20 protein-coding genes and 1 tRNA gene are annotated in these 26,653 nt (G+C 71.6%); 15 read left to right on the top strand and 6 right to left on the bottom strand.

Annotated features, from left to right (window positions below; translation table 11 throughout):
• Window positions 1-12 precede the first annotated feature (12 nt).
• Genes desA through ACZ7KF_RS17735 form a run of 4 tightly spaced genes read left to right on the top strand, consistent with a single transcriptional unit; the run spans window position 13 to window position 5,012 of the window.
• Entirely contained in the window at window positions 13-1,455 is a 1,443-nt protein-coding gene (desA, locus tag ACZ7KF_RS17750) for a lysine decarboxylase DesA (RefSeq protein WP_471075126.1), read from the top strand.
• A complete protein-coding gene (locus ACZ7KF_RS17745) occupies window positions 1,439-2,725 on the top strand; it encodes a lysine N(6)-hydroxylase/L-ornithine N(5)-oxygenase family protein (RefSeq protein ID WP_471075123.1) in 1,287 nt (428 codons plus the stop codon). The genes desA and ACZ7KF_RS17745 overlap by 17 nt, the downstream gene beginning before the upstream one ends.
• Window positions 2,722-3,246: a GNAT family N-acetyltransferase gene (locus tag ACZ7KF_RS17740; protein ID WP_471075120.1), complete on the top strand. Its 525-nt coding sequence runs from the start codon at window positions 2,722-2,724 to the stop codon at window positions 3,244-3,246. The genes ACZ7KF_RS17745 and ACZ7KF_RS17740 overlap by 4 nt, the downstream gene beginning before the upstream one ends.
• The gene (locus ACZ7KF_RS17735) at window positions 3,243-5,012 is read left to right on the top strand and encodes an IucA/IucC family protein (protein WP_471075117.1); all 1,770 of its coding nucleotides are present in this window, start codon (window positions 3,243-3,245) and stop codon (window positions 5,010-5,012) included. The genes ACZ7KF_RS17740 and ACZ7KF_RS17735 overlap by 4 nt, the downstream gene beginning before the upstream one ends.
• A gap of 101 nt (window positions 5,013-5,113) precedes the next feature.
• On the opposite strand, the gene ACZ7KF_RS17730 is transcribed toward ACZ7KF_RS17735, so the two are convergent.
• A complete protein-coding gene (locus ACZ7KF_RS17730) occupies window positions 5,114-6,715 on the bottom strand; it encodes a beta-N-acetylhexosaminidase (RefSeq protein WP_471075114.1) in 1,602 nt (533 codons plus the stop codon).
• 95 nt (window positions 6,716-6,810) lie between these two features.
• Between ACZ7KF_RS17730 and ACZ7KF_RS17725 the strand changes: the two genes are divergently transcribed.
• Window positions 6,811-7,680, top strand: a complete 870-nt coding sequence (locus ACZ7KF_RS17725; RefSeq protein WP_471075111.1) for a DUF4429 domain-containing protein — start codon at window positions 6,811-6,813, stop codon at window positions 7,678-7,680.
• A gap of 32 nt (window positions 7,681-7,712) precedes the next feature.
• On the opposite strand, the gene ACZ7KF_RS17720 is transcribed toward ACZ7KF_RS17725, so the two are convergent.
• The gene (locus ACZ7KF_RS17720; RefSeq protein WP_471075108.1) at window positions 7,713-9,275 is read right to left on the bottom strand and encodes a purple acid phosphatase family protein; all 1,563 of its coding nucleotides are present in this window, start codon (window positions 9,273-9,275) and stop codon (window positions 7,713-7,715) included.
• Between the two features lie 165 nt (window positions 9,276-9,440).
• Here ACZ7KF_RS17720 and ACZ7KF_RS17715 point away from each other — a divergent pair, with 165 nt between their 5' ends.
• The gene (locus tag ACZ7KF_RS17715; RefSeq protein WP_471075105.1) at window positions 9,441-9,698 is read left to right on the top strand and encodes a hypothetical protein; all 258 of its coding nucleotides are present in this window, start codon (window positions 9,441-9,443) and stop codon (window positions 9,696-9,698) included.
• A 46-nt stretch (window positions 9,699-9,744) separates the two neighbouring features.
• On the top strand, window positions 9,745-11,562 hold the full coding sequence (gene glmS, locus ACZ7KF_RS17710; protein WP_471075102.1) for a glutamine--fructose-6-phosphate transaminase (isomerizing): 1,818 nt from the start codon (window positions 9,745-9,747) through the stop codon (window positions 11,560-11,562).
• 470 nt (window positions 11,563-12,032) lie between these two features.
• Here glmS and ACZ7KF_RS17705 read toward each other — a convergent pair whose 3' ends face one another.
• Window positions 12,033-12,560 (bottom strand): universal stress protein, encoded by a 528-nt coding sequence (locus ACZ7KF_RS17705; protein WP_225822785.1) that lies wholly within the window; start codon window positions 12,558-12,560, stop codon window positions 12,033-12,035.
• Window positions 12,561-12,874: 314 nt separating this feature from the next.
• On the opposite strand from ACZ7KF_RS17705, the gene ACZ7KF_RS17700 reads away from it, so the two are divergent.
• From ACZ7KF_RS17700 to ACZ7KF_RS17685, 4 genes are all read left to right on the top strand, one after another.
• Window positions 12,875-13,144 carry a hypothetical protein gene (locus ACZ7KF_RS17700; RefSeq protein WP_471075098.1) on the top strand — a complete coding sequence of 90 codons (270 nt, stop codon included), beginning with the start codon at window positions 12,875-12,877 and terminating at the stop codon, window positions 13,142-13,144.
• A gap of 380 nt (window positions 13,145-13,524) precedes the next feature.
• Window positions 13,525-14,745, top strand: a complete 1,221-nt coding sequence (locus tag ACZ7KF_RS17695) for a helix-turn-helix domain-containing protein (RefSeq protein WP_471075095.1) — start codon at window positions 13,525-13,527, stop codon at window positions 14,743-14,745.
• A 116-nt stretch (window positions 14,746-14,861) separates the two neighbouring features.
• Window positions 14,862-15,464, top strand: a complete 603-nt coding sequence (gene orn, locus ACZ7KF_RS17690; protein WP_471075092.1) for an oligoribonuclease — start codon at window positions 14,862-14,864, stop codon at window positions 15,462-15,464.
• Window positions 15,465-15,592: 128 nt separating this feature from the next.
• A tRNA-His gene (locus ACZ7KF_RS17685) sits at window positions 15,593-15,665 on the top strand.
• A gap of 220 nt (window positions 15,666-15,885) precedes the next feature.
• On the opposite strand, the gene ACZ7KF_RS17680 is transcribed toward ACZ7KF_RS17685, so the two are convergent.
• A complete protein-coding gene (locus tag ACZ7KF_RS17680; RefSeq protein WP_471075090.1) occupies window positions 15,886-16,941 on the bottom strand; it encodes a LacI family DNA-binding transcriptional regulator in 1,056 nt (351 codons plus the stop codon).
• A gap of 309 nt (window positions 16,942-17,250) precedes the next feature.
• Here ACZ7KF_RS17680 and ACZ7KF_RS17675 point away from each other — a divergent pair, with 309 nt between their 5' ends.
• The 4 genes from ACZ7KF_RS17675 (at window position 17,251) to ACZ7KF_RS17660 (ending at window position 22,062) form a co-directional block, all read left to right on the top strand.
• Window positions 17,251-18,579: an ABC transporter substrate-binding protein gene (locus ACZ7KF_RS17675; protein ID WP_471075087.1), complete on the top strand. Its 1,329-nt coding sequence runs from the start codon at window positions 17,251-17,253 to the stop codon at window positions 18,577-18,579.
• Complete coding sequence (locus ACZ7KF_RS17670) at window positions 18,576-19,601, top strand: carbohydrate ABC transporter permease (RefSeq protein ID WP_471075084.1); 1,026 nt, start codon at window positions 18,576-18,578, stop codon at window positions 19,599-19,601. The genes ACZ7KF_RS17675 and ACZ7KF_RS17670 overlap by 4 nt, the downstream gene beginning before the upstream one ends.
• Window positions 19,598-20,485 carry a carbohydrate ABC transporter permease gene (locus ACZ7KF_RS17665; protein ID WP_471075081.1) on the top strand — a complete coding sequence of 296 codons (888 nt, stop codon included), beginning with the start codon at window positions 19,598-19,600 and terminating at the stop codon, window positions 20,483-20,485. Before ACZ7KF_RS17670 ends, ACZ7KF_RS17665 begins: the two co-directional genes overlap by 4 nt.
• A gap of 149 nt (window positions 20,486-20,634) precedes the next feature.
• Window positions 20,635-22,062, top strand: a complete 1,428-nt coding sequence (locus ACZ7KF_RS17660; RefSeq protein ID WP_471075078.1) for a GH1 family beta-glucosidase — start codon at window positions 20,635-20,637, stop codon at window positions 22,060-22,062.
• Here ACZ7KF_RS17660 and ACZ7KF_RS17655 read toward each other — a convergent pair.
• Together ACZ7KF_RS17655 and ACZ7KF_RS17650 are read right to left on the bottom strand one after the other, a co-directional pair.
• Window positions 22,059-26,267, bottom strand: coding sequence for a trypsin-like peptidase domain-containing protein (locus tag ACZ7KF_RS17655; protein ID WP_471075075.1), 4,209 nt, complete (start codon window positions 26,265-26,267; stop codon window positions 22,059-22,061). The genes ACZ7KF_RS17660 and ACZ7KF_RS17655 overlap by 4 nt on opposite strands.
• Complete coding sequence (locus ACZ7KF_RS17650; RefSeq protein ID WP_471075072.1) at window positions 26,251-26,562, bottom strand: trypco2 family protein; 312 nt, start codon at window positions 26,560-26,562, stop codon at window positions 26,251-26,253. Before ACZ7KF_RS17650 ends, ACZ7KF_RS17655 begins: the two co-directional genes overlap by 17 nt.
• Window positions 26,563-26,653 lie beyond the last annotated feature (91 nt).

The raw sequence follows: 26,653 nt of genomic DNA, 5'->3' as shown, positions 1-26,653 counted from the left end.
GAGGACCCCCACATGCGCTCGCACCTGCTCAATGGCCTCACCGCGGAGCACTACCGCCGCTCCGTGACCGAAGGAGTCGAGCGGGTGGCGGCCAAACTCGCCACCACCGACCGTCCGTTCACCGGCGTCACCGTGGACGCCCTCGCCCCCCGCATCGACGCGATCGACCTCGACCGTCCGCTCGGCGACACCGGCGCCGTCCTGGACGAACTGGAGGACGTCTACCTGCGGGACGCGGTCTACTTCCACCACCCCCGCTACCTCGCCCACCTCAACTGCCCGGTCGTCATCCCGGCGGTGCTCGGCGAGGCCGTGCTCTCCGCGGTCAACTCCTCGCTCGACACCTGGGACCAGTCGGCCGGCGGCACCCTCATCGAGCGCAAGCTCATCGACTGGACGACCGCCCGCATCGGCCTCGGCGAGAACGCCGACGGGGTCTTCACCTCCGGCGGCTCCCAGTCCAACCTCCAGGCGCTGCTGCTGGCGAGGGAGGAGAGCAAGACCGACTCCCTCGCCCGGCTGCGCGTCTTCGCCTCCGAGGTGAGCCACTTCAGCGTCAAGAAGTCCGCGAAACTGCTCGGCCTCGGGCCGGACGCCGTGGTGACCGTCCCGGTCGACCACGACAAGCGCATGCAGACCGTCGCCCTCGCCCGCGAGCTGGAGCGCTGCGCCGAGGAGGGCCTGGTCCCCATGGCCGTCGTGGCCACCGCCGGCACCACCGACTTCGGCTCCGTCGACCCGCTGCCGGAGATCGCCGAGCTGTGCGCCCAGTACGGCGTCTGGATGCACGTCGACGCGGCCTACGGCTGCGGACTGCTCGCCTCCCTGAAGTACCGGGACCGGATCGACGGCATCGAGCGCGCCGACTCGGTCACCGTCGACTACCACAAGTCCTTCTTCCAGCCGGTGAGTTCCTCCGCCGTACTGGTCCGGGACGCGGCCACCCTGCGGCACGCCACCTACCACGCGGAGTACCTCAACCCGCGCCGCATGGTGCAGGAACGTATCCCCAACCAGGTGGACAAGTCGCTCCAGACCACCCGCCGCTTCGACGCCCTCAAACTGTGGCTGACCCTGCGCACGATGGGCGCCGACGGCATCGGGCAGCTCTTCGACGAGGTCTGCGATCTGGCCCAGGAGGGCTGGCGGCTGCTGGCGGCCGACCCCCGCTACGACGTCGTTGTCCAGCCCACCCTGTCCACCCTCGTCTTCCGCTACATCCCGGCGGCCGTCACCGACCCGGCCGAGATCGACCGCGCCAACCTCTACGCCCGCAAGGCCCTGTTCGCCTCCGGCGACGCCGTCGTCGCGGGCACCAAGGTCGGCGGCCGCCACTACCTGAAGTTCACCCTGCTCAACCCCGAGACCCGGGCGGCCGACATCGCCGCCGTCCTCGATCTGATCGCCGGCCACGCCGAGCAGTACCTGGGAGAGTCCCTTGACCGCGCGTCCTGAAGCCCACACCACCACCCACGACTTCGTGGGGATCGGGCTCGGCCCCTTCAACCTCGGCCTCGCCTGCCTCACCGAGCCGATCGCCGAACTGGACGGCGTCTTCCTGGAGTCCAAGCCCGACTTCGCGTGGCACGCCGGCATGTTCCTGGACGGCGCCCACCTCCAGACCCCGTTCATGTCGGACCTGGTCACCCTGGCCGACCCGACCTCGCCGTACTCCTTCCTGAACTACCTCAAGGAGAAGGGCAGACTGTACTCGTTCTACATCCGCGAGAACTTCTACCCGCTGCGCGTCGAGTACGACGACTACTGCCGCTGGGCCGCCGGGAAACTGAGCAGCGTCCGCTTCGGCACCACCGTCACCGAGGTGACCTACGAGGACGAGCTGTACGTCGTCCGCACCACGACCGGCACCACCTACCGCGCCCGCCACCTGGTCCTCGGCACCGGCACCGCCCCCTACGTCCCGCCCGCCTGCCAGGGGCTGGACGGCGACTTCCTGCACACCTCCCAGTACATGCACCGCAAGGCGGAGCTGCAGCGCAAGAAGTCCATCACGATCGTCGGCAGCGGCCAGAGCGCGGCCGAGATCTATCACGAGCTGCTCGCCGAGACGGATGTCCACGGCTACCAGCTCAACTGGGTCACCCGCTCCCCGCGGTTCTTCCCCCTGGAGTACACCAAGCTGACCCTGGAGATGACCTCCCCGGACTACATCGACTACTTCCGGGCGCTGCCCGAGGAGACCCGGTACCGGCTGGAGAAGCAACAGAAGGGCCTGTTCAAGGGCATCAACTCGGACCTGATCGACTCGATCTTCGACCTGCTGTACCAGAAGAACGTGGAGAGCGGCGGCCGCCCGGTGCCCACCCGGCTGCTCACCAACTCCACGCTGCGCACGGCGGCGTACCAGGACGGCGCCTACACCCTCGGCTTCCACCAGGACGAGCAGGGCAAGGACTTCGAGATCCGCTCCGAGGGCCTGGTCCTGGCCACCGGCTACCACTACACGCCGCCGGCGTTTCTCGCCCCGGTCCAGGACCGCCTCCGCTTCGACGGCCACGGCCGCTACGACGTCGCCCGCAACTACGCCATCGACGTGACGGGCCGCGGCGTCTTCCTCCAGAACGCCGGCGTCCACACGCACAGCATCACCAGCCCCGACCTGGGCATGGGCGCGTACCGGAACGCGTACATCGTCCGTGAGCTGCTCGGCACGGAGTACTACCCGGTCGAGAAGACCATCGCGTTCCAGGAGTTCGCCGTATGACCTTCACCTTCCGTACCGTCGATCCGCTGAAGGACGGCGAACTCCTGCACTCCTGGGTCACCCACCCCAAGGCCGCCTTCTGGATGATGCAGGACGCCAGGCTGGAGGACGTCGAGCGCGCCTACATGGAGATCGCGGCGGACGAGCACCACCACGCGCTGCTCGGACTCCGGCACGGCACGCCCGTCTTCCTGATGGAGCAGTACGACCCCGCGCACCGGGAGCTGGTGGGGCTCTACGACCCACGGCCCGGGGACGTCGGCATGCACTTCCTGACCCCGGCGACGGACACCCCCGTGCACGGGTTCACCCGGTCCGTGATCACCGCCGTGCTGTCCCGTCTCTTCGAGGACCCGGCCGTCGAGCGCGTCGTCGTCGAGCCGGACGTCCGCAACAAGGCCGTGCACGCCCTGAACGAGGCCGTCGGCTTCGTGGCCGAGCAGGAGATCGACAAGCCGGAGAAGCGGGCCCTGCTGAGCTTCTGCACCCGTGAACAGTTCGAGAAGGCGGTGACCGCATGACCCTCGCCGACACCGTGGCCCATCTGTCCCCCGAGCGCTGGGCGACCGCCAACCGGCTGCTGCTGCGCAAGGCGCTCGCCGAGTTCGCGCACGAGCGGCTGATCACGCCCGAGGAGGACGGCGACCGGTACGTCGTCCGCAGCGACGACGGACTCACCTCCTACCGGTTCAGCGCCGTGCGACGGGCCCTGGACCACTGGGAGATCGACCCCGGCTCGCTCACCCGGCACCGCGACGGCGACGAACTCCCCCTCGCCGCGCTGGACTTCTTCATCGAGCTGAAGGAGTCCCTGGGGCTGAGCGACGAGATCCTGCCGGTCTACCTGGAGGAGATCTCCTCCACCCTCTCGGGCACCTGCTACAAGCTCACCAAGCCCCGCGTCACCTCCGCGGAGCTGGCGGTGAGCGGCTTCCAGGCGATCGAGACCGGGATGACCGAGGGCCACCCCTGCTTCGTCGCGAACAACGGGCGGCTCGGCTTCGGCGTCCACGAGTACCTGTCGTACGCGCCCGAGACGGCGAGCCCGGTCCGGCTGGTGTGGCTCGCCGCGCACCGCTCGCGGGCCGCGTTCACGGCGGGCGCGGGGATCGAGTACGAGTCCTTCCTGCGCCAGGAGCTGGGCGGGAGCACGGTGGAGCGGTTCCGCGCCACCCTCTTTGGCCAGGGCCTCGACCCCGCCGACTACCTGTTCATCCCGGTCCACCCCTGGCAGTGGTGGAACAAGCTCAGCGTCACCTTCGCCGCCGAGGTGGCCCGGCGCCACCTCGTCTGCCTCGGCGAGGGCGACGACGAGTACCTGGCCCAGCAGTCCATCCGCACCTTCTTCAACGCCACCAGCCCGCACAAGCACTATGTGAAGACGGCCCTGTCCGTCCTCAACATGGGCTTCATGCGGGGTCTGTCGGCCGCCTACATGGAGGCGACCCCGGCCATCAACGACTGGCTGGCCCAGCTCGTCGAGAGCGACCCGGTGCTGAAGGCGACCGGCCTCACGATCATCCGGGAGCGGGCCGCCGTCGGCTACCGGCACCTGGAGTACGAGCGGGCCACCGACCGCTACTCGCCGTACCGCAAGATGCTGGCCGCGCTGTGGCGGGAGAGCCCGGTGCCCTCGCTGCGGGACGGCGAGACCCTCGCCACCATGGCCTCCCTGCTGCACGTGGACCACGAGGGCGCCTCCTTCGCCGGCGCGCTGATCGCCCGCTCGGGCCTGACGCCCGCCGAGTGGCTGCGCGGCTACCTCCGGGCCTACTACACCCCGCTGCTGCACAGCTTCTACGCCTACGACCTGGTGTTCATGCCGCACGGCGAGAACGTGATCCTGGTCCTGGAGGACGGCGTGGTGCGGCGGGCGGTCTACAAGGACATCGCCGAGGAGATCGCCGTCATGGACCCGGACGCGGCCCTGCCGCCCGAGGTGCGGCGGATCCGCGTGGAGGTCCCCGAGGACAAGAAGCTCCTGTCGATCTTCACCGACGTCTTCGACTGCTTCTTCCGCTTCCTCGCCGCCCACCTCGCGGCCGAGGGCATCCTGGAGGAGGACGGCTTCTGGCGCACGGTCGCCGAGGTCACCCGCGAGTACCAGGAGGCGAACCCCGAACTGGCCGACAAGTTCCGCCAGTACGACCTGTTCGCCCCCGAGTTCGCGCTGTCCTGCCTCAACCGGCTCCAGCTGCGCAACAACAGGCAGATGGTGGACCTCGCCGACCCGTCCGGCGCGCTCCAGCTGGTCGGCGACCTGAAGAACCCCCTCGCCGGGTTCTGACGGCGGCACGGACGGGCGGGCCCCCCGGAGTACGGTCCTCCGGGGGGCCCGCCGGCCTCCGCCCCGGCGCCCGGCCCGTGCCCGGCGCCGGCGGCCCCTGCTCAGCGCGCCGGCCAGGGCACCTGCGGGGACTGGTAGTAGTGGATGCCGAGGGCGTCCCACCGCGGGCCCTGCGCGGCCAGCCGCACCCGGTAGCCGTTCCAGCCGTGCGTGGCCGCCGGCGACCAGCCCAGCTCGGCCGCGCCCGCGAGCCGCGGGAACGCCATGTACTCGAGGTCGGCGGACTTCTTCACGGTCTCCGACCACAGCGGCGCCTCGACCCCCCGGACCGCCGCGGCGGGCACCCCGGGGAGATACGCGCCCGGATTCCAGTCGTAGGACCGCTTCACCTCCACCAGGCCCGCCCACCGGGTGCCCAGCCTGGTGTCCTTCGTGTACTTCATGTCCAGGTAGACCCGGTCGGCCGGGGACAGGATCAGCCCGGTGCCGTTCCGGGCCGCCCGGGCCACCTGGTCCTTCTCCGCCGCGCCGGTGCCGTCCAGGCCCCAGTACTGGGCGAGGGCGCCCTCGGCCGGGTGCGCGCCGGTGAGCTGGTGCCAGCCGATGACCGTCTTGCCGTACCGGGCGACGACCGGCTGCACGCGGTCCATGAAGGTCACGTAGTCGCCGTGCGGGGTGGAATGCGCCTCGTCGCCGCCGATGTGCAGATAACGGCCCGGGGTGAGGGCGGCCAGTTCCCGGACCACGTCGTCCACGAAGTCGTAGGTGACCGCCTTGGGCACGCACAGCGAGCTGAAGCCGACCTGGGTGCCGGTGTACAGCGGGGGTGCCACGCCGTCGCAGTCGAGCCGCGCGTAGGAGGCGAGGGCCGCGTTGGTGTGACCCGGCATGTCGATCTCCGGCACGACCTCCAGATGGCGGGAGGCCGCGTACCGGACGATCTCCCGGTAGTCGGCCTTGGTGTAGTGGCCGCCCGGGCCGCCGCCGACCTGCGTGGAGCCGCCGTAGGAGGCCAGGCGCGGCCACGAGTCGATCGCGATGCGCCAGCCCTGGTCGTCGCTGAGGTGCAGATGCAGCTCGTTGATCTTGTAGAGGGCCAGCTGGTCGATGTAGCGCTTCACCTGGGCGACGGTGAAGAAGTGCCGGGAGACGTCCAGCATGGCGCCCCGGTAGGCGTAGCGGGGGCGGTCCCGCACGGTGCCGCCCGCGATCTGCCAGGGGCCGCGCTGGACGGTCTTCTTCTCGACGGATGCCGGGAGGAGCTGACGCAGCGTCTGCACACCGTGGAAGAGCCCGGCGGGCGTGCGCGCGGTGAGGGTCACGCCGCCGGCGCCGCTGTGCAGCCGGTAGCCCTCGGCACCGAAGTCGCCGTCGGCCAGATGCAGCCGGATGCCTCCGGTGCCGTGGTCGGTGACCGGCAGCGGGTAGCCGGTGGCGGGGCGGAGCAGCCCGGCCAGGTAGGTGCCGATGCGGCGCACCTCGGCGGAGGCGTCGACATGGACGCCGGTCGTGCGCGTGATGCGGTACGGCGTGCCGCCCGGCGCGACCGAGGCGGGTGCCGGGATCACCCGGCCCAGCGGGGTCGGGGCGGCGGCCCGCGCCTCGGGGGCCGCGCCGAGCGTGGTGGCGCCGGCCGCCGCGAGGAGCAGCAGCGAACCGAGGATGCGGGGTGTTCGGGGAGTCGTGCCGTGGTGCTGTCTCACATGCGCTCCCTTCGGATGTGACCGGCCGTCGGACGCGACTGTTCCTCGACGTGGTCGAGACCACTGTCCCGCAGATCGGGTGGAACAATCCCCGCATGGCGGAAATCATCCAGAGGGACGGCGCCTGGACCTTCGACGGCACCGCCGTGCGCATCACCCCGGGCCGGGACAAGAGCGTGAGTCCGCTCCGCCGCGAACTGGGCGAACTCCTCGTGCCGCTGGACGCGTTGGCCGGCGTCTCCTTCGCACAGGGCCGGAAGTCGGGGCGGCTAGGGCTGCGGCTGCGCGACGGCGCCGACCCGCTGCTCCAGGCCACCGGCGGCCGGCTCGCCGAGACGCACGACCCGTATCAGCTCGCCGTGGAGCCGGACCGGTACGGCGTCGCCGAGTACATGGCCGACGAGGTGCGCAACGCCCTGCTGCTGGAGGGGATTTCCGCGGCCCCGGCCGACCGGTACCTGCTGCCGGGCCCGTCGTTGCCGGTGTCCGCCTCGGCCGGGGACGGCACGGCGGCCTTCGACGGCAAGCGGGTGCGGCTGGAGTGGAACTGGAAGACGGAGGACGCCAAGGCCGCGGCCGGTCCGCGCACGATCCCCCTCGCGGACGTGACCGGCGTCCAGTGGCAGCCGGCGGTCGGCCTGGAGAAGGGGCATCTGCGGTTCCTCGTGCGCGACACCCCGGGCGGAGCGCCGCCCGCGTACGACCCGAACGCCGTCGAGCTGTGGGGCTTCAGGAAGGACCCGCTGATGGCCCTGGTCGCGGCGGCGGTGCAGGTCCGCCTGCCGCACCCCGCGGCGGAGCCGGACGTGCCGAAGGTCCCGGTGCAGCCGGCCGGGGAACGGGCCGGGGACGACCACGACGCCTTGCTGCGCCGGCTGCGCGAGCTGGGCGAGTTGCGCCGCGACGGGGTGTTGACGGACGAGGAGTTCACGCTGGCCAAGCAGGCGGTCCTCAGGCGGCTGTGAGCGCCGCGCGGACCGCCCGCTCGCCTGGATGCCTACTTGGCCCGGCGGGAGACCGTGAAGTGGTCGATGCGGTCGCCGGTCTCGGCGATGCCCGACACGGTCAGCGTGGCCTGCCGGCCCTTCGGCGCGGGCGTGACGTCCACCCGCAGGAAGGAGTAGTTGAGGTAGCGCACCCGGGACCAGGCGACGGTCTCGTCGACCTTGCCGTCCTTGGTGTTGACGAACGAGGCGACGGAGTCGGTCTCGTGCTCGTGCCCCTCGTAGGAGTCGGGAGCGGAGAAGGCGTACAGGCTGCGGCCCGCCGCGCCCGCGGTGACGTACACCACGCCCTCGGTCTCGGGGTAGGCCGTGCCGCCGATCGGCAGCTTCTTGGTGACCTTGTCGCCCTTGATGACGTCGGTGCGCTCGTACTGGTGGTTGTGGCCGTTGATGACCAGGTCCACCGTGTACTTCTCGAACAGCGGCACCCACTCCTGGCGCACGCCACCCTCCGAGGCGTGCGCGGTGGAGGTGCAGTAGGCGCAGTGGTGGAAGAAGACCACGATGAAGTCGACGTCCGTCGACGCCCGGTACTTCTTGAGCTGGGTTTCCAGCCACTTGGTCTGGGTTCCGCCGGATATGCCCAGGTTCGCCGGGATCTCGAAGGAGATGTCGTTGGCGTCGAGCGAGATGACCGCCGTGTTGCCGTAGACGAAGGAGTAGACGCCCGGCAGGTTCGCCCGGTCGGGGCCGTTGTCCGGGAGGTTCCAGCGGGCCTCCTCGCCGCCGTAGCCGTTGGGCGAGTACCAGGCCTCCATGTCGTGGTTGCCGTACGCCGGCATCCACGGGACCTGCTTGGCGACCGACTCGGTCTGGGCGAGGAAGGAGTCCCAGGTGCGCGAGTCGAACCCGGTGTCGGTGGTCTTGCCGGCGCCGGACGGGTCGGCGTACGCGATGTCACCGGCGTGCAGGTGGAAGGCCGGGTTCTGACCGAGGAGCAGGCTGTTGTTGGCCAGGCCGTGGTAGCCGACGCCCTCGTCGCCGAACGCGGTGAAGGTGAACGGCGCCTTGTGGGCCGGGGCGGTGGTGAAGGTGCCGAGGGTGCCCAGCAGGTGCGGCTCGGCCGGGTCGAAGCCCTGGTGGCCGACGCCGTAGTAGTACGTCCTGCCGGGGCGCAGGTGGGTGAGCTTGGCGTGGATGTAGTACTGGGTGTGGTCGCCGCTCGCACCGACGCCGGCCGGGGTGTAGAGGGTGCGCACCTCGGCCTCGATCCTGCGGGAGAGGTCCCAGGGGTGGGCGCCGATGCGGAGGAACGGCTTCTTCACCGCGACCGGGACCTGCCAGGAGACGGTGATCTCGGTGCGTGGGTCGTTGCCCCAGGCCAGGTGGCGACCGAAGGGGGCGACGAGGGAGCCGTCGACCGACTCGGCGGCGGCGGTGCGCTGCGTCGGCACGGCCGCCTGGGCGGTGGCGCCCGGCACGAACGCACCGCCCGCGACGGCGCCCAGCGTGACGGCGCCGCCCCTGATCATGGTGCGCCGCGAGAATCTGGCGCGCAGGTACTCATGCTGCTCGGCCATGCTCATGCGCTCGGCCAGCTTCTCGGGTACGCCCATACGAGGAATGTCCATGGCGTCTGAAACTCGTGCGTGCGGGCAACGCGACGCAAGACACAGGATGGACAGGGTGCGAACAAAGATCCATAAGAGTTTCAACAGGGGTCTGCCCGAAATCGGGCACGATTCTTGCGAAACGAGCGCCGGTACCCCAGGATCTACCGGGTGCACGACGAACTTGTTGATCACCTGACGCGTTCCACGCCCCTGAGCCGGGGCGAGGCGCTGCGTGTGGTCCAGGACGTGCTCGCCTACTTCGACGAGACGACCCAGGACTTCGTCCGTCGCCGCCACCGCGAACTCCAGGCCCACGGCCTGGTGAACACGGAGATCTTCGAACGGATCGAGGCGGACTTGAAATACCGGGCGGTGGCGCCGCCGGAGCTGACGCTCAGGCAGCTGCGCCGCATGGTCTACGGCTGAGAACCAGCCGGTCCGGACCAGCGACAGCCAAGGGATACCTCTGTATATGTGCGGAATTGTCGGTTACATCGGGAAGCGTGACGTCGCCCCTCTCCTCCTGGAGGGCCTGCAGCGGCTGGAGTACCGCGGCTACGACTCCGCGGGCATCGTCGTCACCTCCCCGAAGGCGCCCGGCCTGAAGATGGTCAAGGCCAAGGGCCGGGTGCGCGACCTGGAGGCCAAGGTCCCGGCGCGCTTCAAGGGCACCACCGGCATCGCCCACACCCGCTGGGCCACCCACGGCGCCCCCTCCGACGCGAACGCCCACCCGCACATGTCGGCCGACCAGAAGGTCGCGGTCGTCCACAACGGCATCATCGACAACGCCGGCGACCTGCGCCGCAAGCTGGAGGCGGACGGCGTCGAGTTCCTCTCCGAGACCGACACCGAGGTCCTCACCCACCTCATCGCCCGCTCCACCGCCGAGAAGCTGGAGGACAAGGTCCGCCAGGCCGTCCGGGTGATCGAGGGCACCTACGGCATCGCCGTCCTGCACGCCGACCACCCGGACCGGATCGTCGTGGCCCGCAACGGCTCCCCGGTCGTCCTCGGCATCGGCGAGAAGGAGATGTTCGTCGCATCGGACATCGCCGCGCTGGTCACCCACACCCGGCAGATAGTGACCCTCGACGACGGCGAGATGGCCACCCTCAAGGCCGACGACTTCCGCACCTACACCACCGAGGGCACCCGCACGACGGCCGAGCCCACCACGGTGGAGTGGGAGGCCGAGTCGTACGACATGGGCGGCCACGACACCTACATGCACAAGGAGATCCACGAGCAGGCCGACGCCGTGGACCGCGTGCTGCGCGGCCGCATCGACGACCGGTTCTCCACCGTGCACCTCGGCGGCCTCAACCTGGACGCCCGCGAGGCCCGGCAGATCCGCCGCGTGAAGATCCTCGGCTGCGGCACCTCGTACCACGCGGGCATGATCGGCGCCCAGATGATCGAGGAGCTGGCCCGCATCCCCGCCGACGCCGAGCCGGCCTCCGAGTTCCGCTACCGCAACCCGGTGGTCGACCCCGACACCCTCTACATCGCGGTCTCCCAGTCCGGTGAGACCTACGACGTCCTGGCCGCCGTCCAGGAGCTGAAGCGCAAGGGCGCGCGGGTCCTCGGCGTGGTGAACGTGGTGGGCTCGGCGATCGCCCGCGAGGCCGACGGCGGCATCTACGTGCACGCCGGCCCCGAGGTCTGCGTCGTCTCGACCAAGTGCTTCACCAACACCACGGTCGCCTTCGCCCTGCTCGCCCTGCACCTGGGCCGCACCCGGGACCTCTCCGTCCGCGACGGCAAGCGGATCATCGAGGGCCTGCGCAAGCTGCCGGAGCAGATCACCGAGATCCTCAAGCAGGAGGAGACCGTCAAGGAGCTGGCGGAGCAGTACGCCGACGCCCGCTCGATGCTCTTCATCGGCCGTGTCCGGGGCTACCCGGTGGCGCGCGAGGCCTCCCTCAAGCTCAAGGAGGTCTCCTACATCCACGCCGAGGCCTACCCCGCCTCCGAGCTGAAGCACGGCCCGCTGGCCCTCATCGAGCCGGCCCTGCCGACGGTCGCGATCGTCCCCGACGACGACCTGCTGGAGAAGAACCGCGCGGCCCTGGAGGAGATCAAGGCCCGCGAGGGCAAGATCCTGGCCGTGGCCCACCAGCAGCAGGAGAAGGCGGACCAGACGATCGTCGTCCCGAAGAACGAGGACGAACTGGACCCGATCCTGATGGGCATCCCGCTCCAGCTGCTGGCGTACCACACGGCGAAGGCCCTGGGCCGGGACATCGACAAGCCGCGGAACCTCGCGAAGTCGGTGACGGTGGAGTAGGACACCCCTGCCGGGGCGCGGGAACCGCGCGAGCGACCACGCCGCACCCGCACAGGCGCGACAACGGAACGGACCCCCACGTGTGCCACCGAACACGTAGGGGTCCTTCCCGTGCCGCTGAGTGTCAGCCGGTGGCCGTCACCCCCCGGCCGGCGGCACGCCGAGGAAACACGGTCGGCACCGGCATCGCCAGGAGCGGGGCAACTCCGCCCGTGCAGGGGCCGACTGGGACGGCGTCGGACGCGGCGACGCCGTCGATGGCACCGGTCGCGGCGAGCCCGACCGCCAACAGGGTTGTCGCCAGGGGGAGTCGGCCGGCGGCGGTGATGCTTCCGCTTCCCGCGGAGACTTCGTCGTCCACGGCGGCCTCCCTTCGTGCCGTGCTGGTGACCGCTATATGCCCTTCACGAGGGCACGAACCACCTCTACGCGCGAGTGGTTTCGCGTTGCGCAAAGAGAGCCGAAGGCCGTCAGGGAATGACGATCACGGGCCGCTGCGCCCGCTTGGCGAGCCGCCCCGCGACGGATCCGAAGATCCGGCCGACGATGCCGTGCGTGGAGCCGACGACGATCGCGTCCGCCTCGTACTCCCGTCCCACCTCTTCGAGTTCGTGGCAGATGTCCCCGCCCCGCTCGACCAGGATCCACGGCACCTCGGCCAGATAGTCCGCACAGGCCAGCTCCAGCCCCAGGACCTCGGTGCGGTGGTCCGGCACGTCGACGAAGACGGGCGGCTCACAGCCGGCCCACACGGTGGTGGGCAGCCGGTTGGCGACATGCACGATGATCAGACCGGAGTGGGAGCGGTGGGCCATGCCGATCGCGTACGCGAGGGCGCGCTCGCTGGAGGTGGAGCCGTCGAAGCCGACGACGACTCCGTGCCGGAAGGCGGGGTCGCAGGAAGGGCGTGGGTCTTCCGCCGCCAGGGGATCGGCCGCCGTGGGGTCGGCGACCGGCCGCTTGCGGTCCGCTGGATCGAAGAATTCGTGACCGGCCATGGCTGTCTCGGCGTTGTGATCCTTTATGGGTGGGACGACATTGTGCGGCGGAGCTGTGTCCGGGAAACATCTTCCCAAGCCCATACCCCCAAGGGTACGGCGGCACGCCTCCTGAGCCCAGATACCGCGCACGCTCCGTGAGCGGTCCCCCGACGTCCGTGGGGGTTCACCGGAGCATGCACGAGCCGCGCCCGTAACGCAATGGTTGCTGCCCCGTACAGGCGGTTTGCACGGGATTCACAGATGCGCGGCCGGTGACCGACCGGTCGGACGGACGTTGAACCGGGGTGAGCCACCGCCACAGGGAGTACGAGATGCCCGGACCCCGATCCAGCAGCGAGCCGCGCCCCGCACCGGACACGGCGAGCGATGTGATCCGATGGGCCGCCTTCAGCTGCGTGCTCGTCCCCGTGGTCCTGCTCTGGTACGGCACCTCGCTGGCCGGCGCCGCGGGCACCGCCCTGGGCCTCGCCGCCGTCACCGCGGCCTGCCGGGTGCTGCTGCGCCACTCCGAGCGGTGCGCCGAGCGTTGCGCCACGCAAAGAGGTGGACGTCACACCCGGGGACAGACACCGGTCGACTGACCTGTTTCCGCGCCTCTGAACGCTGCTTTTCAGCCAACTTCTGGATATCGCCCAGGAGGGGTCCGAACCTCCCCTCAACCCCCGTTCCACCTGCACGGAAAGGGTCTACGGACCGCTGCGCACCCTACGCGGTTTGGCCACTGCGACAAGGCGCACTTCCCTGCACGGCTCCCGAGTGCAACGCTTCGTGATCGAATGCTTCACGCCAAGTTGTCATGTCGACAATGTGCCGCGTGCGGAACTGGTCACCGCGCCATCGCGGGAGCCAGTAGATTTCGATCTTGAACTGTCTTACGGCGGGGGACTCGTGCAGGACCGAGGGGAAACGTGCAGGAGCGACACAACCGAGGAGCCGCGACCACCGAGGGGGGCTTAGCAGTATGAGCCACGACTCCACTGCCGCGCAGGAGGCCGCTGTCCGGAAACTCTCCGGGCGACGGCGCAAGGAGATCGTCGCGGTGCTGCTGTTCAGCGGCGGCCCCATCTTCGAGAGTTCCATTCCGCTGTCGGTGTTCGGGATCGACCGCCAGGACGCCGGAGTGCCGCGCTACCGCCTGCTGGTGTGTGCCGGCGAGGAAGGCCCGCTGCGGACCACAGGGGGCCTGGAACTCACCGCACCACATGGGCTGGAGGCGATCTCACGCGCCGGGACGGTCGTCGTACCGGCCTGGCGTTCGATCACCTCACCACCGCCGGAGGAAGCACTCGACGCGCTGCGCCGGGCACACGAGGAAGGCGCCCGCATCGTCGGGCTGTGCACGGGCGCGTTCGTGCTCGCGGCGGCCGGACTGCTGGACGGCCGCCCGGCGACCACCCACTGGATGTACGCGCCGACGCTGGCCAAGCGCTATCCGTCGGTGCACGTCGATCCGAGGGAGCTGTTCGTCGACGACGGCGACGTGCTCACCTCGGCGGGTACGGCGGCCGGAATCGATCTCTGTCTGCACATCGTGCGGACGGACCACGGCAACGAGGCGGCCGGCGCGCTCGCCCGGCGCCTGGTGGTGCCACCGCGCCGGTCGGGCGGACAGGAGCGCTATCTCGACAGGTCTTTACCCGAGGAGATCGGCGCCGACCCGCTGGCCGAGGTCGTCGCCTGGGCGCTGGAACACCTCCACGAGCAGTTCGACGTGGAGACACTGGCGGCACGCGCCTACATGAGCCGCCGTACGTTCGACCGCCGGTTCCGCTCGCTGACCGGCAGCGCACCGCTGCAGTGGCTGATCACCCAGCGCGTGCTGCAGGCGCAGCGACTGCTGGAGACGTCGGACTACTCCGTGGACGAGGTGGCGGGCCGCTGCGGCTTCCGCTCCCCCGTCGCGCTGCGCGGGCACTTCCGCCGCCAGCTCGGCTCGTCCCCCGCCGCCTACCGGGCCGCCTACCGGGCCCGCCGGCCGCAGGGAGACAAACCGGGCGAGGCGGAACCACCGGTGCCCGCGTCCGGTCAGCCGGGCCCTTCGCTGGGCCTGCCCGGCCCCGCGCCGGTGGGTCACACACCCGCCGTGCTGCACCCGGACCGGGACAGCGGCGTACCGATGCAGAGCCGTCGTGCGGCGGCCGGCGCGGTGGGGCTGCTGCCGGGACCACGGAGCGGTAACTGAGAAAGAGGGGGCGAGCGACTGCTCGCCCCCTCTTTCCGTACGGGCCGGCGGCCTCCGGCGAGCCCGGCACGGGCACGGGGGCACCCAAAAGCCCAGGCCCGCTTTAGGGTGGTCGCATGAACGATCGCATGGTGTGGATCGACTGCGAGATGACCGGCCTCTCGCTGTCCGACGACGCGCTCATCGAGGTGGCCGCCCTCGTCACCGACTCCGAGCTGAACGTACTCGGCGAAGGAGTCGACATCGTCGTCCGCCCGCCCGCCCGGGCCCTGGAGACGATGCCGGAGGTGGTGCGTCAGATGCACACCGCGTCCGGGCTGCTCGCCGAGCTGGAGAACGGCACGACCCTCCAGGACGCCGAGGAGCAGGTGCTGGCCTATGTGAAGGAGCACGTCAAGGAGCCCGGCAAGGCCCCGCTGTGCGGCAACTCCGTGGGCACCGACCGGGGCTTCCTGCTGCGGGACATGCCGACCCTGGAGGACTACCTCCACTACCGGATCGTCGACGTGTCCTCGATCAAGGAGCTGGCCCGCCGCTGGTACCCGCGGGCGTACTTCAACAGTCCGGAGAAGAACGGCAACCACCGGGCCCTCGCCGACATCCGCGAGTCGATCGCCGAGCTGCGCTACTACCGGGAGGCCGTCTTCGTGCCGCAGCCCGGCCCGGACTCCGACACGGCGAAGGCGATCGCCGCCAAGCACGTCCTGCCCGCGCAGTAGCCGTTCACGCGGGCTCTCCGGAGCCCGCTCCGCGGCCCGCGCGAAAACGTGTGCGCGAGCACCCCTTCGGACCCTGTAGACTTCTTCTCGGCCGGTCGGGGAAACGACAAGTTCCACCGCCGGTCATGGTGGGTGTAGCTCAGCTGGTAGAGCACCTGGTTGTGGTCCAGGATGCCGCGGGTTCGAGTCCCGTCACTCACCCTGTGTCATCAGCCGGTGACTCCGTCGCAAGACGGGGTCACCGGCTGATGGCGTTTCCGCTGGTGGGCGGCGGGGACCGGCAGGTGCGTTCCCCCGAGTTCCCCGGTCCCCTCGCGGTGACCTGCCGCTGCGCCGGGGCTTCGACTCCCTCCGCGCCGCCGGGGGCGAGCCGGACCCCCCGGGGGCCCGGGGCGGGCTCGCGCCCGCCCCGCTCCCGCCGTCACGACGACGCCCGTACCACCAGTTCCGCCGGCAGGACCGCCCTGCGGGGGTCCAGGCCGCGCGAGGCCGCCGGGCGGCGGTCGGCGATCTCGGTCAGGAGCAGGTCGATCATCGCGCGCCCCATCTCCTCGATCGGCTGGCGGACGCTGGTGAGCGGGGGGTCCATGTGGCGGGCGATGGCCGAGTCGTCGTAGCCGACCAGCGCGACGTCGTCGGGGATGCGGCGGCCCGCCTCGCGCAGCACCTGCCGGGCGCCGGCCGCCATCACGTCCGAGCCGGCGAAGACCGCGTCCAGACCGGGATGGCGGGACAGCAGGGTCGTCATCGCGCGGCGGCCCCCCTCCTCGGTGAAGTCCCCCGGCTCGATCAGGAGTTCGTCCACCGGGTGGCCCGCGTCGCGCAGGGCGTCGCGGTAGCCGGCGACGCGGCGCTGGGCGCCGTAGACGTCCAGGCGGCCGGTGATGTGCGCGATCCGGCTGCGGCCCCGGCCCAGCAGGTGCTCCACCGCCGAGCGGCCGCCGCCGTAGTTGTCCGAGTCGACCGAGGTGAGCGACTCGGCCGCCGAGCGCGGGCCGCTGATCACGGCCGGGATCTCCAGCTGGGTCAGGAGATCGGGCAGGGGGTCGTCGGCGTGGACGGAGACCAGGAGGACACCGTCGACGCGGTGGGCCGCCAGGTACTGGGCGAGGCGCTGCCGTTCCCGGTCGCTGCCGGCGAAGATCAGCAGCAGCTGCATCTCGGTGTCGGACAGTTCGGCTCCGACCCCGCGCAGCATGTCGGAGAAGTACGGCTCGGCGAAGAAGCGGGTCTCGGGCTCGGGGACCACCAGGGCGATGGCGTCGGTGCGGTTGGCGGCGAGGGCGCGGGCCGCGGTGTTGGGGACGTAGCCGAGTTCGGCGACGGCGGCCTCGACGGCGGCGCGGGTGGCGTCGCTGACCCGGGGCGAGCCGTTGATCACGCGGGAGACCGTGCCCCGCCCGACCCCGGCCCGGGCGGCGACCTCTTCGAGGGTGGGCCGCCCTCCGCTCCGGCCCCGCCCTCCGTGGCTTGCCATGGGCTCCGCCTTTCTCGCCGTGTCCTGTTCTGGCTGGAATCTAACAGTCCCGACCGGCACGACGAGCGGTACCAAGGTGTCCGCGAGGGCAGTTAACAGGCAGATAACTGAACGCACTTACCCCGGTCCGCTCCCTTGACACCCCGCCGGGAACCGACGACTCTTCAACACATCACTGGTGGGAGCGCTCCCACAGTACCTGACACCTACACATCCCGCACGTTCCCCGCCCGAGCCGCAGCGAATACGAACGGGCCCGATCCATGCAGTTGGCCGGGGGGTCGGCACGTCAGGCAACAGGAGGACGCAATGCGCACGAGCATCCGACGGTCCCAGCGACTGATGGCCCTCGCGGCCGTCGCCGCGCTGACCACGGGGCTGCTGGCCGGCTGCGCCAACGACTCGGACGACGACTCGTCGAACAACTCGGGCGGCGGCGGTGGCGGCGACGGCAAGATCACGCTGACCATCGGGACCTTCGGCGTCTTCGGCTACAAGCAGGCCGGCCTCTACGACGAGTACATGAAGCTCCACAAGGACATCTCCATCAAGGAGAACGTCACCACCCGTACCGACGTGTACTGGCCGAAGGTGCTCACCCGTCTCCAGGCCGGAGCGGGCACGGACGACATCGAGGCCATCGAGATCGGCAACATCACCGAGGCCGTGCAGACCCAGGCCGACAAGTTCGTGGACCTCGGCAAGGAGGTCGACAAGTCGCAGTGGCTGGACTGGAAGAACGCCCAGGCCACCACCAAGGACGGCAAGCTCATCGGGCTGGGCACCGACACCGGGCCGATGGCGGTCTGTTACCGCAAGGACCTGTTCCAGAAGGCCGGGCTGCCGACCGACCGGACCAAGCTCGCCGAGATGTGGAAGGGCGACTGGTCCAAGTACGTCGACGTCGGCAAGCAGTACATGAAGAAGGCGCCCAAGGGCACCAAGTTCGTGGACTCGGCCTCCTCCGTCTACAACGCGGCGGTGGGCGGCGCGAGCGAGCGGTACTACGACAAGGACGGCAACGTCGTCTGGGACAAGTCCGAGGGGGTGAAGAAGGCCTGGGACGCCGCCATGAGCGTCGCCACCAGCGACATGTCGGCGAAACTCAAGCAGTTCGACCCCACGTGGGACCAGGGCTTCGCCAACGGGACCTTCGCCTCCGTCGCCTGCCCGGCCTGGATGATCGGCTACATCGAGCAGAAGTCCGGTGACTCCGGCAAGGGCAAGTGGGACGTGGCCGCGGCACCGGCCGCCTCCAACTGGGGTGGCTCCTTCCTCGGGGTGCCGACCGCGACCAAGCACCAGAAGGAGGCCGTCGCCCTGGCGAAGTGGCTGACCGCGCCGGAGCAGCAGGCGAAGGTCTTCGCCAAGCAGGCCAGCTTCCCGTCGACCCCGTCGGTGTACGCGAGCCTGAAGCCGCAGGCCGACACCACCGCGTACTTCTCCGACGCGCCGCTCACCCAGATCTTCTCCGACTCGGCGAAGACCATCCCCGCCCAGCCTCTCGGCCCCAAGGACAAGCCGATCGACAACGCCATCAGTGACGTCGGCATCCTCCAGGTCGAGCAGAAGGGCAAGTCGCCCGAGCAGGGCTGGGACGCCGCGAAGAACGAGATCAAGGACGTGCTCGGCCAGTGACCAGCCCCAAGGAGGCTCTCGCGCACACCGCGTCGAGCGCCGACGCCGCGCCCGGCACCCCGCCGGGCGCGGCCCGGGGCGCTCACGGTCGCGGTGCGCCGGCAGGCGCCGACTCCTGGCGCAGCCGACTGTACCGCTGGGACATGAAGGCGTCGCCGTACGCGTTCGTCTCCCCGTTCTTCATCCTCTTCGGTGCGTTCACGCTGGTCCCGCTGCTCTACACGGCCTGGTACTCGCTGCACGACGTGCAGCTGTCGTCCCTCGACCACCAGACCTGGGCCGGCCTGGACAACTACGAGAACCTGTGGTCCTCGGACTTCTTCTGGAACGCCCTGAAGAACACCCTCAGCATCGGTGTCGTCTCGACCGTGCCGCAGCTGCTGGCCGCGCTCGGGCTGGCGCACCTGCTGAACTACAAGCTGCGCGGCTCGACCATGTGGCGGGTCGTGATGCTGACCCCCTACGCCACCTCGGTGGCCGCGGCGACCCTGGTGTTCACGCTGCTGTACTCGTGGGACGGCGGCATGGTCAACTGGATCCTGCACTTCCTCGGGGTGGATCCGGTCAACTGGCGGGAGTCCGACTGGGGTTCGCAGTTCGCGGTGTCGTCCATCGTGATCTGGCGGTGGACCGGGTACAACGCGTTGATCTACCTGGCCGCGATGCAGGCGATCCCGACCGATCTGTACGAGTCGGCGGCGCTCGACGGCGCCAACCGCTGGCAGCAGTTCCGGCACGTCACCGTGCCGCAGCTGCGGCCGACGATCCTGTTCACGGTGGTCGTCTCCACCATCGGCGCGACCCAGCTGTTCGGTGAGCCGCTGCTGTTCGGCGGGGTCAGCGGGTCCAAGGGCGGCTCGGAGCACCAGTTCCAGACGCTCGGCCTGTACATGTACGACCAGGGCTGGATCATCGGCAACCTCGGCAAGGCGTCCGCGATCGCCTGGTCGATGTTCCTGATCCTGCTGATCATCGCCGCGGTCAATCTGCTGCTCACCCGACGGCTGAGGAAGTCCCAATGACCCAACTGACCATTCCCCGGGCCGAGCGGAAGGAGCAGCGGCGCCGGGGCCGTACGGGCGCGGGCCGGCAGCTGCACGCGGGTCCGGTGACGTACGTCGTGCTGACCGTGTTCGCGCTGGTCTCGCTGGCACCTCTGGTGTGGACGGCGATCGCGGCCTCCCGGACCGACCGGCGGCTGGCCGAGACCCCGCCGCCGCTGTGGTTCGGCGGCAACCTGTTCAAGAACCTCCAGGCGGCCTGGGACCAGGCCGGGCTCGGCACCGCGATGTTCAACTCGGTGATCGTGGCGGGCACCATCACGGTGAGTACGGTGCTGTTCTCCACGCTGGCCGGCTTCGCCTTCGCCAAGCTGCGGTTCCGGTTCTCCGGCCTGCTGTTGCTGCTGACCATCGGCACGATGATGATCCCGCCACAGCTGGCCGTCGTACCGCTGTACCTGTGGATGTCCGACCTGGGCTGGTCCAACCAGCTGCAGACGGTGGTGCTGCCGAGCCTGGTGACCGCGTTCGGCACCTTCTTCATGCGGCAGTACCTGGTGCAGGCGCTGCCGACCGAGCTGATCGAGGCGGCCCGGGTGGACGGGGCGAGCAGTCTGCGGGTCGTCTGGCACGTGGTCTTCCCTGCGGCGCGCCCCGCGATGGCGGTGCTGGGCCTGCTGACGTTCGTGTTCGCCTGGAACGACTTCCTGTGGCCGATCATCGCCCTGAACCAGCAGAACCCGACCGTGCAGGTGGCACTGAACTCGCTCGGCACCGGGTATGTCCCGGACCAGGCGGTGATCATGGCGGGCGCGCTGCTGGGCACGCTGCCGCTGCTGCTCGCCTTCCTGCTGTTCGGCAAGCAGATCGTGGGCGGGATCATGCAGGGCGCGATCAAGGGCTGACCGCCCGCCTCTTCCCAGGGGGCCGGCCCACCGCCGCGCCCCCTTTCCCGGGGGCCGGGTCACCGCCGCCCCGGCCCCTTCTCCCCTTGCCTCTCCCTCTCTCCCCCACCCGTCCGTCGGTTGTTCCGACCGTTCATGGGAGCGCTTCCATGTCTGACTCCGTTTCGTCCGTGACCTTTCCTCCCGCTTTCCTCTGGGGCGCCGCGACCTCGGCGTACCAGATCGAGGGGGCGGTGCGGGAGGACGGCCGCACCCCCTCGATCTGGGACACCTTCAGCCATACGCCGGGCCGGACGGCCGGCGGCGAGACCGGGGACACCGCGGTCGACCACTACCACCGCTACCGCGACGACGTGGCGCTGATGGCGGAGCTGGGCCTGACCGCGTACCGGTTCTCCGTCTCCTGGTCCCGGGTGCAGCCGACGGGCCGGGGGCCGGCGGTCCAGCGGGGCCTGGACTTCTACCGCCGCCTGGTCGACGAGCTGCTGGCGCACGGCATCAAGCCGGCGCTCACCCTCTACCACTGGGATCTGCCGCAGGAGCTGGAGGACGCGGGCGGCTGGCCTGAGCGGGACACCGCGTACCGCTTCGCCGAGTACGCACAGCTGGTCGGCGAGGCGCTGGGCGACCGGGTGGAGCAGTGGATCACCCTGAACGAGCCCTGGTGCAGCGCCTTCCTGGGCTACGGCTCCGGGGTGCACGCGCCCGGCCGCACCGACCCGGCGGCCTCCCTGCGCGCCGCCCATCACCTCAACCTGGCGCACGGACTGGCCGCTTCGGCTCTCCGGACGGCGATGCCGGCCCGCAACCGGATCGCGATCAGCCTCAACTCCTCGGTCGTACGGCCCCTCAGCCAGGACCCGGCCGACCTGGACGCGGCCCGCCGGATCGACGACCTGGCCAACGGGGTCTTCCACGGGCCGATGCTGCACGGCGCCTACCCGTCGTCGCTGTTCGACGCCACGCGTTCGGTGACCGACTGGTCCTACGTCCGGGACGGCGACGTCCGTACGATCAACGCGCCGCTGGACGCGCTGGGCCTGAACTACTACACGCCGGCGCTGGTCTCGGCCGTCTCCGGCGAGGTCAGGGGCCCACGGGCGGACGGCCACGGGGCCAGCGACCACTCCCCCTGGCCCGGCGCCGACGACGTCCTCTTCCACCAGACCCCGGGCGAGCGCACGGAGATGGGCTGGACGATCGACCCGACGGGCCTGTACGACCTGCTCATGCGCTACGCGCGCGAGGCTCCGGGACTGCCGCTGTACGTGACGGAGAACGGCGCGGCCTACGACGACAAGCCCGACCCCGAGGGCCGCGTCCACGACCCCGAGCGCATCGCCTATCTGCACGGCCACCTGGCGGAGGTGCGCCGCGCCATCGCCGACGGTGCCGACGTGCGCGGCTACTACCTGTGGTCCCTGATGGACAACTTCGAGTGGGCCTACGGCTACGGCAAGCGGTTCGGCGCTGTGTACGTGGACTACGCGACGCTGGAGCGGACGCCGAAGTCGAGCGCGCACTGGTACGCGCAGACGGCGCGGACGGGGGTGCTGGCGCCGACGGAGACCGCCTAGCGGGGGCCGGGCGCGGCACCCGGGCGGAGTGCCGCGCCCTCCGGGGACCGCAGGAACGCGTCGCGGACGCGGAGCACGGCCCCCGGGTCGAGCGCGGCGAGCACCGGGACGGCGTGGTGCCAGCCCTCCGGGGTGAGGGCCTCGGCGAGGAGGGACCGGGCCCGGGGGAGGTCGGGACCACCGGGGGGCGGGAGGAGGGCGGTCAGGAAACGGCTGGCGGTCGGCAGACCGGACCAGACGTGCTCGAAGGAGGCCGTGTACTGGGCGGCACCGGGGACGCAGGCGGCGTACGCGGCGAGTTCCGCGTAGGTCTGCGCACGGTCCGCCGCGGTGTCCCGCCCCTGGGCGATCCGGCTCGCCGCCGCGTGGTCGCCCAGCGCGGCGAGGACGAGCGCCCGTGTCGTCCCCGGCGGCGTGGGCCAGTGCTCCCGGTCCGCGGCGACGGCCCGGTCCAGGCGCCGGCGTGCCGCCTCCCGGTCGTCCAGCGCGGTGACCAGACACCTCAGCAGTTCGTCGGAGAACGGGTTGCGGACGTTCCGGTCGTCGGCCCGGTGCAGCGCCCGCAGGACGCGGCGGGCGCGCTCGTCGTCGTGGGGGCCGATGGCGGCGAGCAGTTCGACGAGCCCCTGCACTCCCCCTGCGCGGGGACCGGCGAGCGCGACGTCGACCAGGTACCGGGCGGTGTCGGGAGCGTGCGGCCACAGACCGGCCGCGGCCAGGACGCGCGCCTCCTGGTCGTCGTAGCCGGCCAGCCGGTGCCTCGTCCCGCCGGCGAGGGGTCCGCGGAGCAGTTCCAGCACCAGCTCCCCGGCTCCGGCGTGGGCCAGCGCGCGCACCGCCGTCGTCAGGGCGCCGGGGTCCCGTCCGCCCTCGGCCAGTTCCTCGTCGACCACCCGCAGGGCCAGCCGGACCGCCCGGTCGGGGTCCTCGGCCGCGACGGTGAAGGCGATCACCGCGAGGGCGTGCCCCCGGCCGCTGAACAGCCGCGGCGGGAGCAGGGCGGCGAGTTCCTCGCCCTCGTGCGGGTGTCCCGCCACGGCCAGGGCCGTCGCCAGCGCGGCGGGGGCCGGCGGGTGGACGTGCGTCTTGCCCCCGGCTGCCCCGGGGACGCGCTCGGCCCGGTGCAGCAGGCGCAGGGCACGCTCCGGATCGCCGGTGACGTGGTGGTCGGCGAGGGCGATGAGCGCCTCGGCCGTGGCCCAGCCGGGGATGTCGGCCTCGGTCGTGAGCAGCAGGGTCTCGCTCTCTTCGGCTGCCCCGGCGCCGGCCAGCAGCGCCGTCAGGGCGGCGGCCGGGCGTTCCTCCTCGGGCGGAGTCTCGCCGTGCCGCCAGGCGGCCCGGAACGCGGTCCAGGCCGGGCCCGCCAGCCCGGCACGGGCCCGCCGTTCGGCGATGACGGTCCACGTGCGGGAGAACATGCCGGCGATACGCACGGCTCCCGCGGCCCGCGCGGCCTCGATCCGTTCGACCGCCTCCTCGTCCCGCCGGGCCACGGCGAGGGCGAGCGTGATGGCGTCCAGCTCGTAGGCCGCGTGCCACTCCTCGTCATGGCGGCCGAGGCCGGCGAGCCGCTCCCGGGCGTCGGCCTCGGCCAGCCGCCGGACGTGCTCCGCCGCTTCGGGGCGGGCCCGGCGCAGCACGTCCTTCAGCGCGGCGAAGGTCTCCGCGTCCCGAAGGGGCAGCCGGGACGCGCTGTCGGCCAGCGCGTCGTACAGGCGCGCCCGGTTGCCGGGATCGCCGACGGCCGCCCAGCCCTCGGCGACGTGTGCCACGGCCCGGGCGGCCGTCGGCAGTTCGATGTACGGCGTCCTCGTGACCTCTTCCGCGCGGCGCAGCAGGGCGGTCGCCGCCTCGGGGTCCTCGACGGCCGTGGCGGTGGCGACGAGCGCCCGCACCAGCACCGGAACGTCGTGCGTGAGGCCGGGCCTGGGCAGCTCCGCGATCCGTCGCAGCGCCTCCTCGGTACGACCGGTCAGGGCGAGGACGGTGGCCAGCCGGCCCTGGGCGGCGGTGATGTCGTAGTCGCGGTGCGGCCGGCCCTCCGCGACCCCCTGCCGGGTCAGCCGCAGCGCCTCCTCCGCCAGGTCCACGGCCCGCCGGTCCCCCTGTGCGGCGAGCACCTCGGCCACCGCGCCGAGCGCCCGGGCACGGTCCAGCGGGCCGAAGACGCTGCGGGCCAGACCGATGGCGTGCCGGGCACGGCCGAGGCGGGCGTGGACCGCCGGGATGTCGGGGTGCAGCGACTCGTTGCGCCGGGCCACGAGATCCTCGACGGCCGCGAGGATCGCGGGCGCGGCCAGGTCGTCCGGGTCCGCGGCGCGCGCGACCTGCCGGGCCGCCGCGATCTCGGCGAGGCACGCGGCGTCGCTGCCGGTGGCGAGCCGCAGCCGGGCGCGGCGCCGGTCGTCCGTCGCGAGGGCGGTGGCCCGCTGCGGGTCCCGCAGGTGCGCCACCAGGCGGCCGTAGGGCTGGAGCAGGTAGGCGGGGGTGTCCTCGGGCCAGCCGCGGTGCGCGTGGCTCTCGGCCCAGGTGTGCAGGCGCCGACGGTATGCGTCCACGTCCGGTCCGAGGACGCGCACGGCGGTGGCGAGCAGGGTCTCGTGCGCGAAGAGGTGTCCGGGGCCGGACAGATGGGGGGTGTCGTCGTCTTCGGGGGACTCGCCGCCGTGCACCCGCAGGACGCGGCCGAACGCGCTGCCCAGCCTCCGGGTGAGGTCGTAGTGCCGGGCCCCGGTCAGTTCTCGCAGGTCGGCAGTGGTGAGGGTGCCTCGTGCCGCGGCGAGCAGGCCCACGAGGTCGCGCTGCAACGTGTCGCCGGACAGCACCCGGGCGAGGTCGTGCCGGGCCTCGTGCTCGGTGTGCCGGGCCGCGGCGGTGGCCGTCAGTTCCAGCAGCCGGCAGTGGCGCAGCGGGTGGTCGCCTCTGACGTCCGGGGGAAGTTCGGGGCCGGTCCGGCTGGTGACCAGGACGCGTACACCGGGAGGGGGGCGCTGCGGCAGCAGGGCGGCGATGCTGGTGGCGCTGCCGTCGGCCGCCAGGGCCTGGTCCTCGTCGAGCCCGTCCACGACGAGGAGCAGGGTCCGCCCCTGGCGGGCCACGCGCTCGGCGGCCTCTCGCAGCAGCAGGGTGGCCTCGGCCGGGGGGACCGCTCCCGGTGCGCCGCGCAGCGGGTCCCGCCCGGCGAGGGCGGCGAGCTGCTCCACGAGCGCCTGTGTGTAGGCGTCGCCGTCCGCCTGGCCGGCGCGGCGGGCGGTGACGAAGAACCAGACCGGGACGACGCCCCGGGGCGGATGCAGCGCGAACCAGGCCGCCAGTGACGTCTTCCCGGCCCAGGGGGGTCCCTGGATCCGGAGATAGGGTTCCGGGCCCGAGCAGAACGCGAGGAGTGCGCGGAGTTCGGTGTCCCGGCCCTCCAGCCGTTCGGGGGCGAAGAGTTCTTCGAGCTGGGCCCGGTGGACCCGCTGGACCAGGTCGTGTCCGTCGGCGGGGACGGCGTCGGGCAGGGTGCGCGGGTCCAGGGACTGGCCCAACGCCTCTTCCAGCGCGGATCGTTCCGTGCTCGACAGGGCCTCGGCCCATCGGTCGACCCGTCCAGCGGCCAGGCGCGGGAGTCCGTCGGTGGGGTGGCGGCGGTCGACGACACCGATCAGCAGGCCGCCGGCGAAGACGGCCGCGCCGGACATGCCTTCCCAGGGGTCGGGCCCGGTCGGTGCGCCGTGCGCCGGCGGGCCGGGCGGCGGCGCGGCCGTCCGCAGGTCCAGGGTTCCCTCCCGCCGGTTGGAGAGGACGGCGCAGGTCGCGTCGAGGTGCTCGACGTCCCGGAAGCGGGAACCGTCGGCCGCCGTACGGAGCTTGAAGCGGGGGAAGCCCGCCGCCGTGCAGCGCAGGACCGTGTCCTGCTCGCCGACCCGGCCGAACGCCACCGGTGGCCCGTCGGTCAGGTCCCGGTCCGCGGTGAGCACGGCGACGTCGACGCCTTCGTGCCGCCATGCGACGGTCGCCCGGGTCTGCTGTTCCCCGGGCCGGTCGGCCCGGCAGCGGACCCGGACGGTCCGTGCGCCGTCGACGACGTGCGCGGCGGTCAGTACGGTGCGGGGCGCCACGAGGTAGCCCGTGCCCCGCCGCCCGGGACGGCCGTCGGGCAGGTCGGCGATGATCTCGGCGACCCGTTCGGGGCGCAGCCCTCGCTCAGCGCTCGCCGTCAACCTCGCCGCCCGCGATCAGGAGCGGGCGGGCGGGACTTCCGTCCCCGGCCGCGGGCCTGGGGTTCAGGGTGAGGGTGATCCGCTGGGTCTGGGCGTGCGCGTACTTGCCGTTCGCGCCGGCGTCCACCACCCAGAGCCGGACCTTGGTGTCCGCGCCCGCCTCGCGGCTGACGGCGACGGTCGCCTCGATCTCGACCGGGCCGAGTTCGAAGCGCACGGACTCGTCCGTGCCCTCGGCCACCGCCGTGGTCAGCTGCTGCCGCAACTCGCGGATCATGTCCGACAGTTCGATCATCCGTCCCCCCGAGTCCGGTGCCGTTCCCGGATGCTACAAGCCCCGGCCGGTGAGGGGCGGGACCGGCCGGGGCTCGTTCCCCGTTCCCTGT

The organism is Streptomyces sp. NPDC038200 (assembly GCF_055600785.1).
This window is presented reverse-complemented; position numbering and strand designations above follow the sequence as displayed.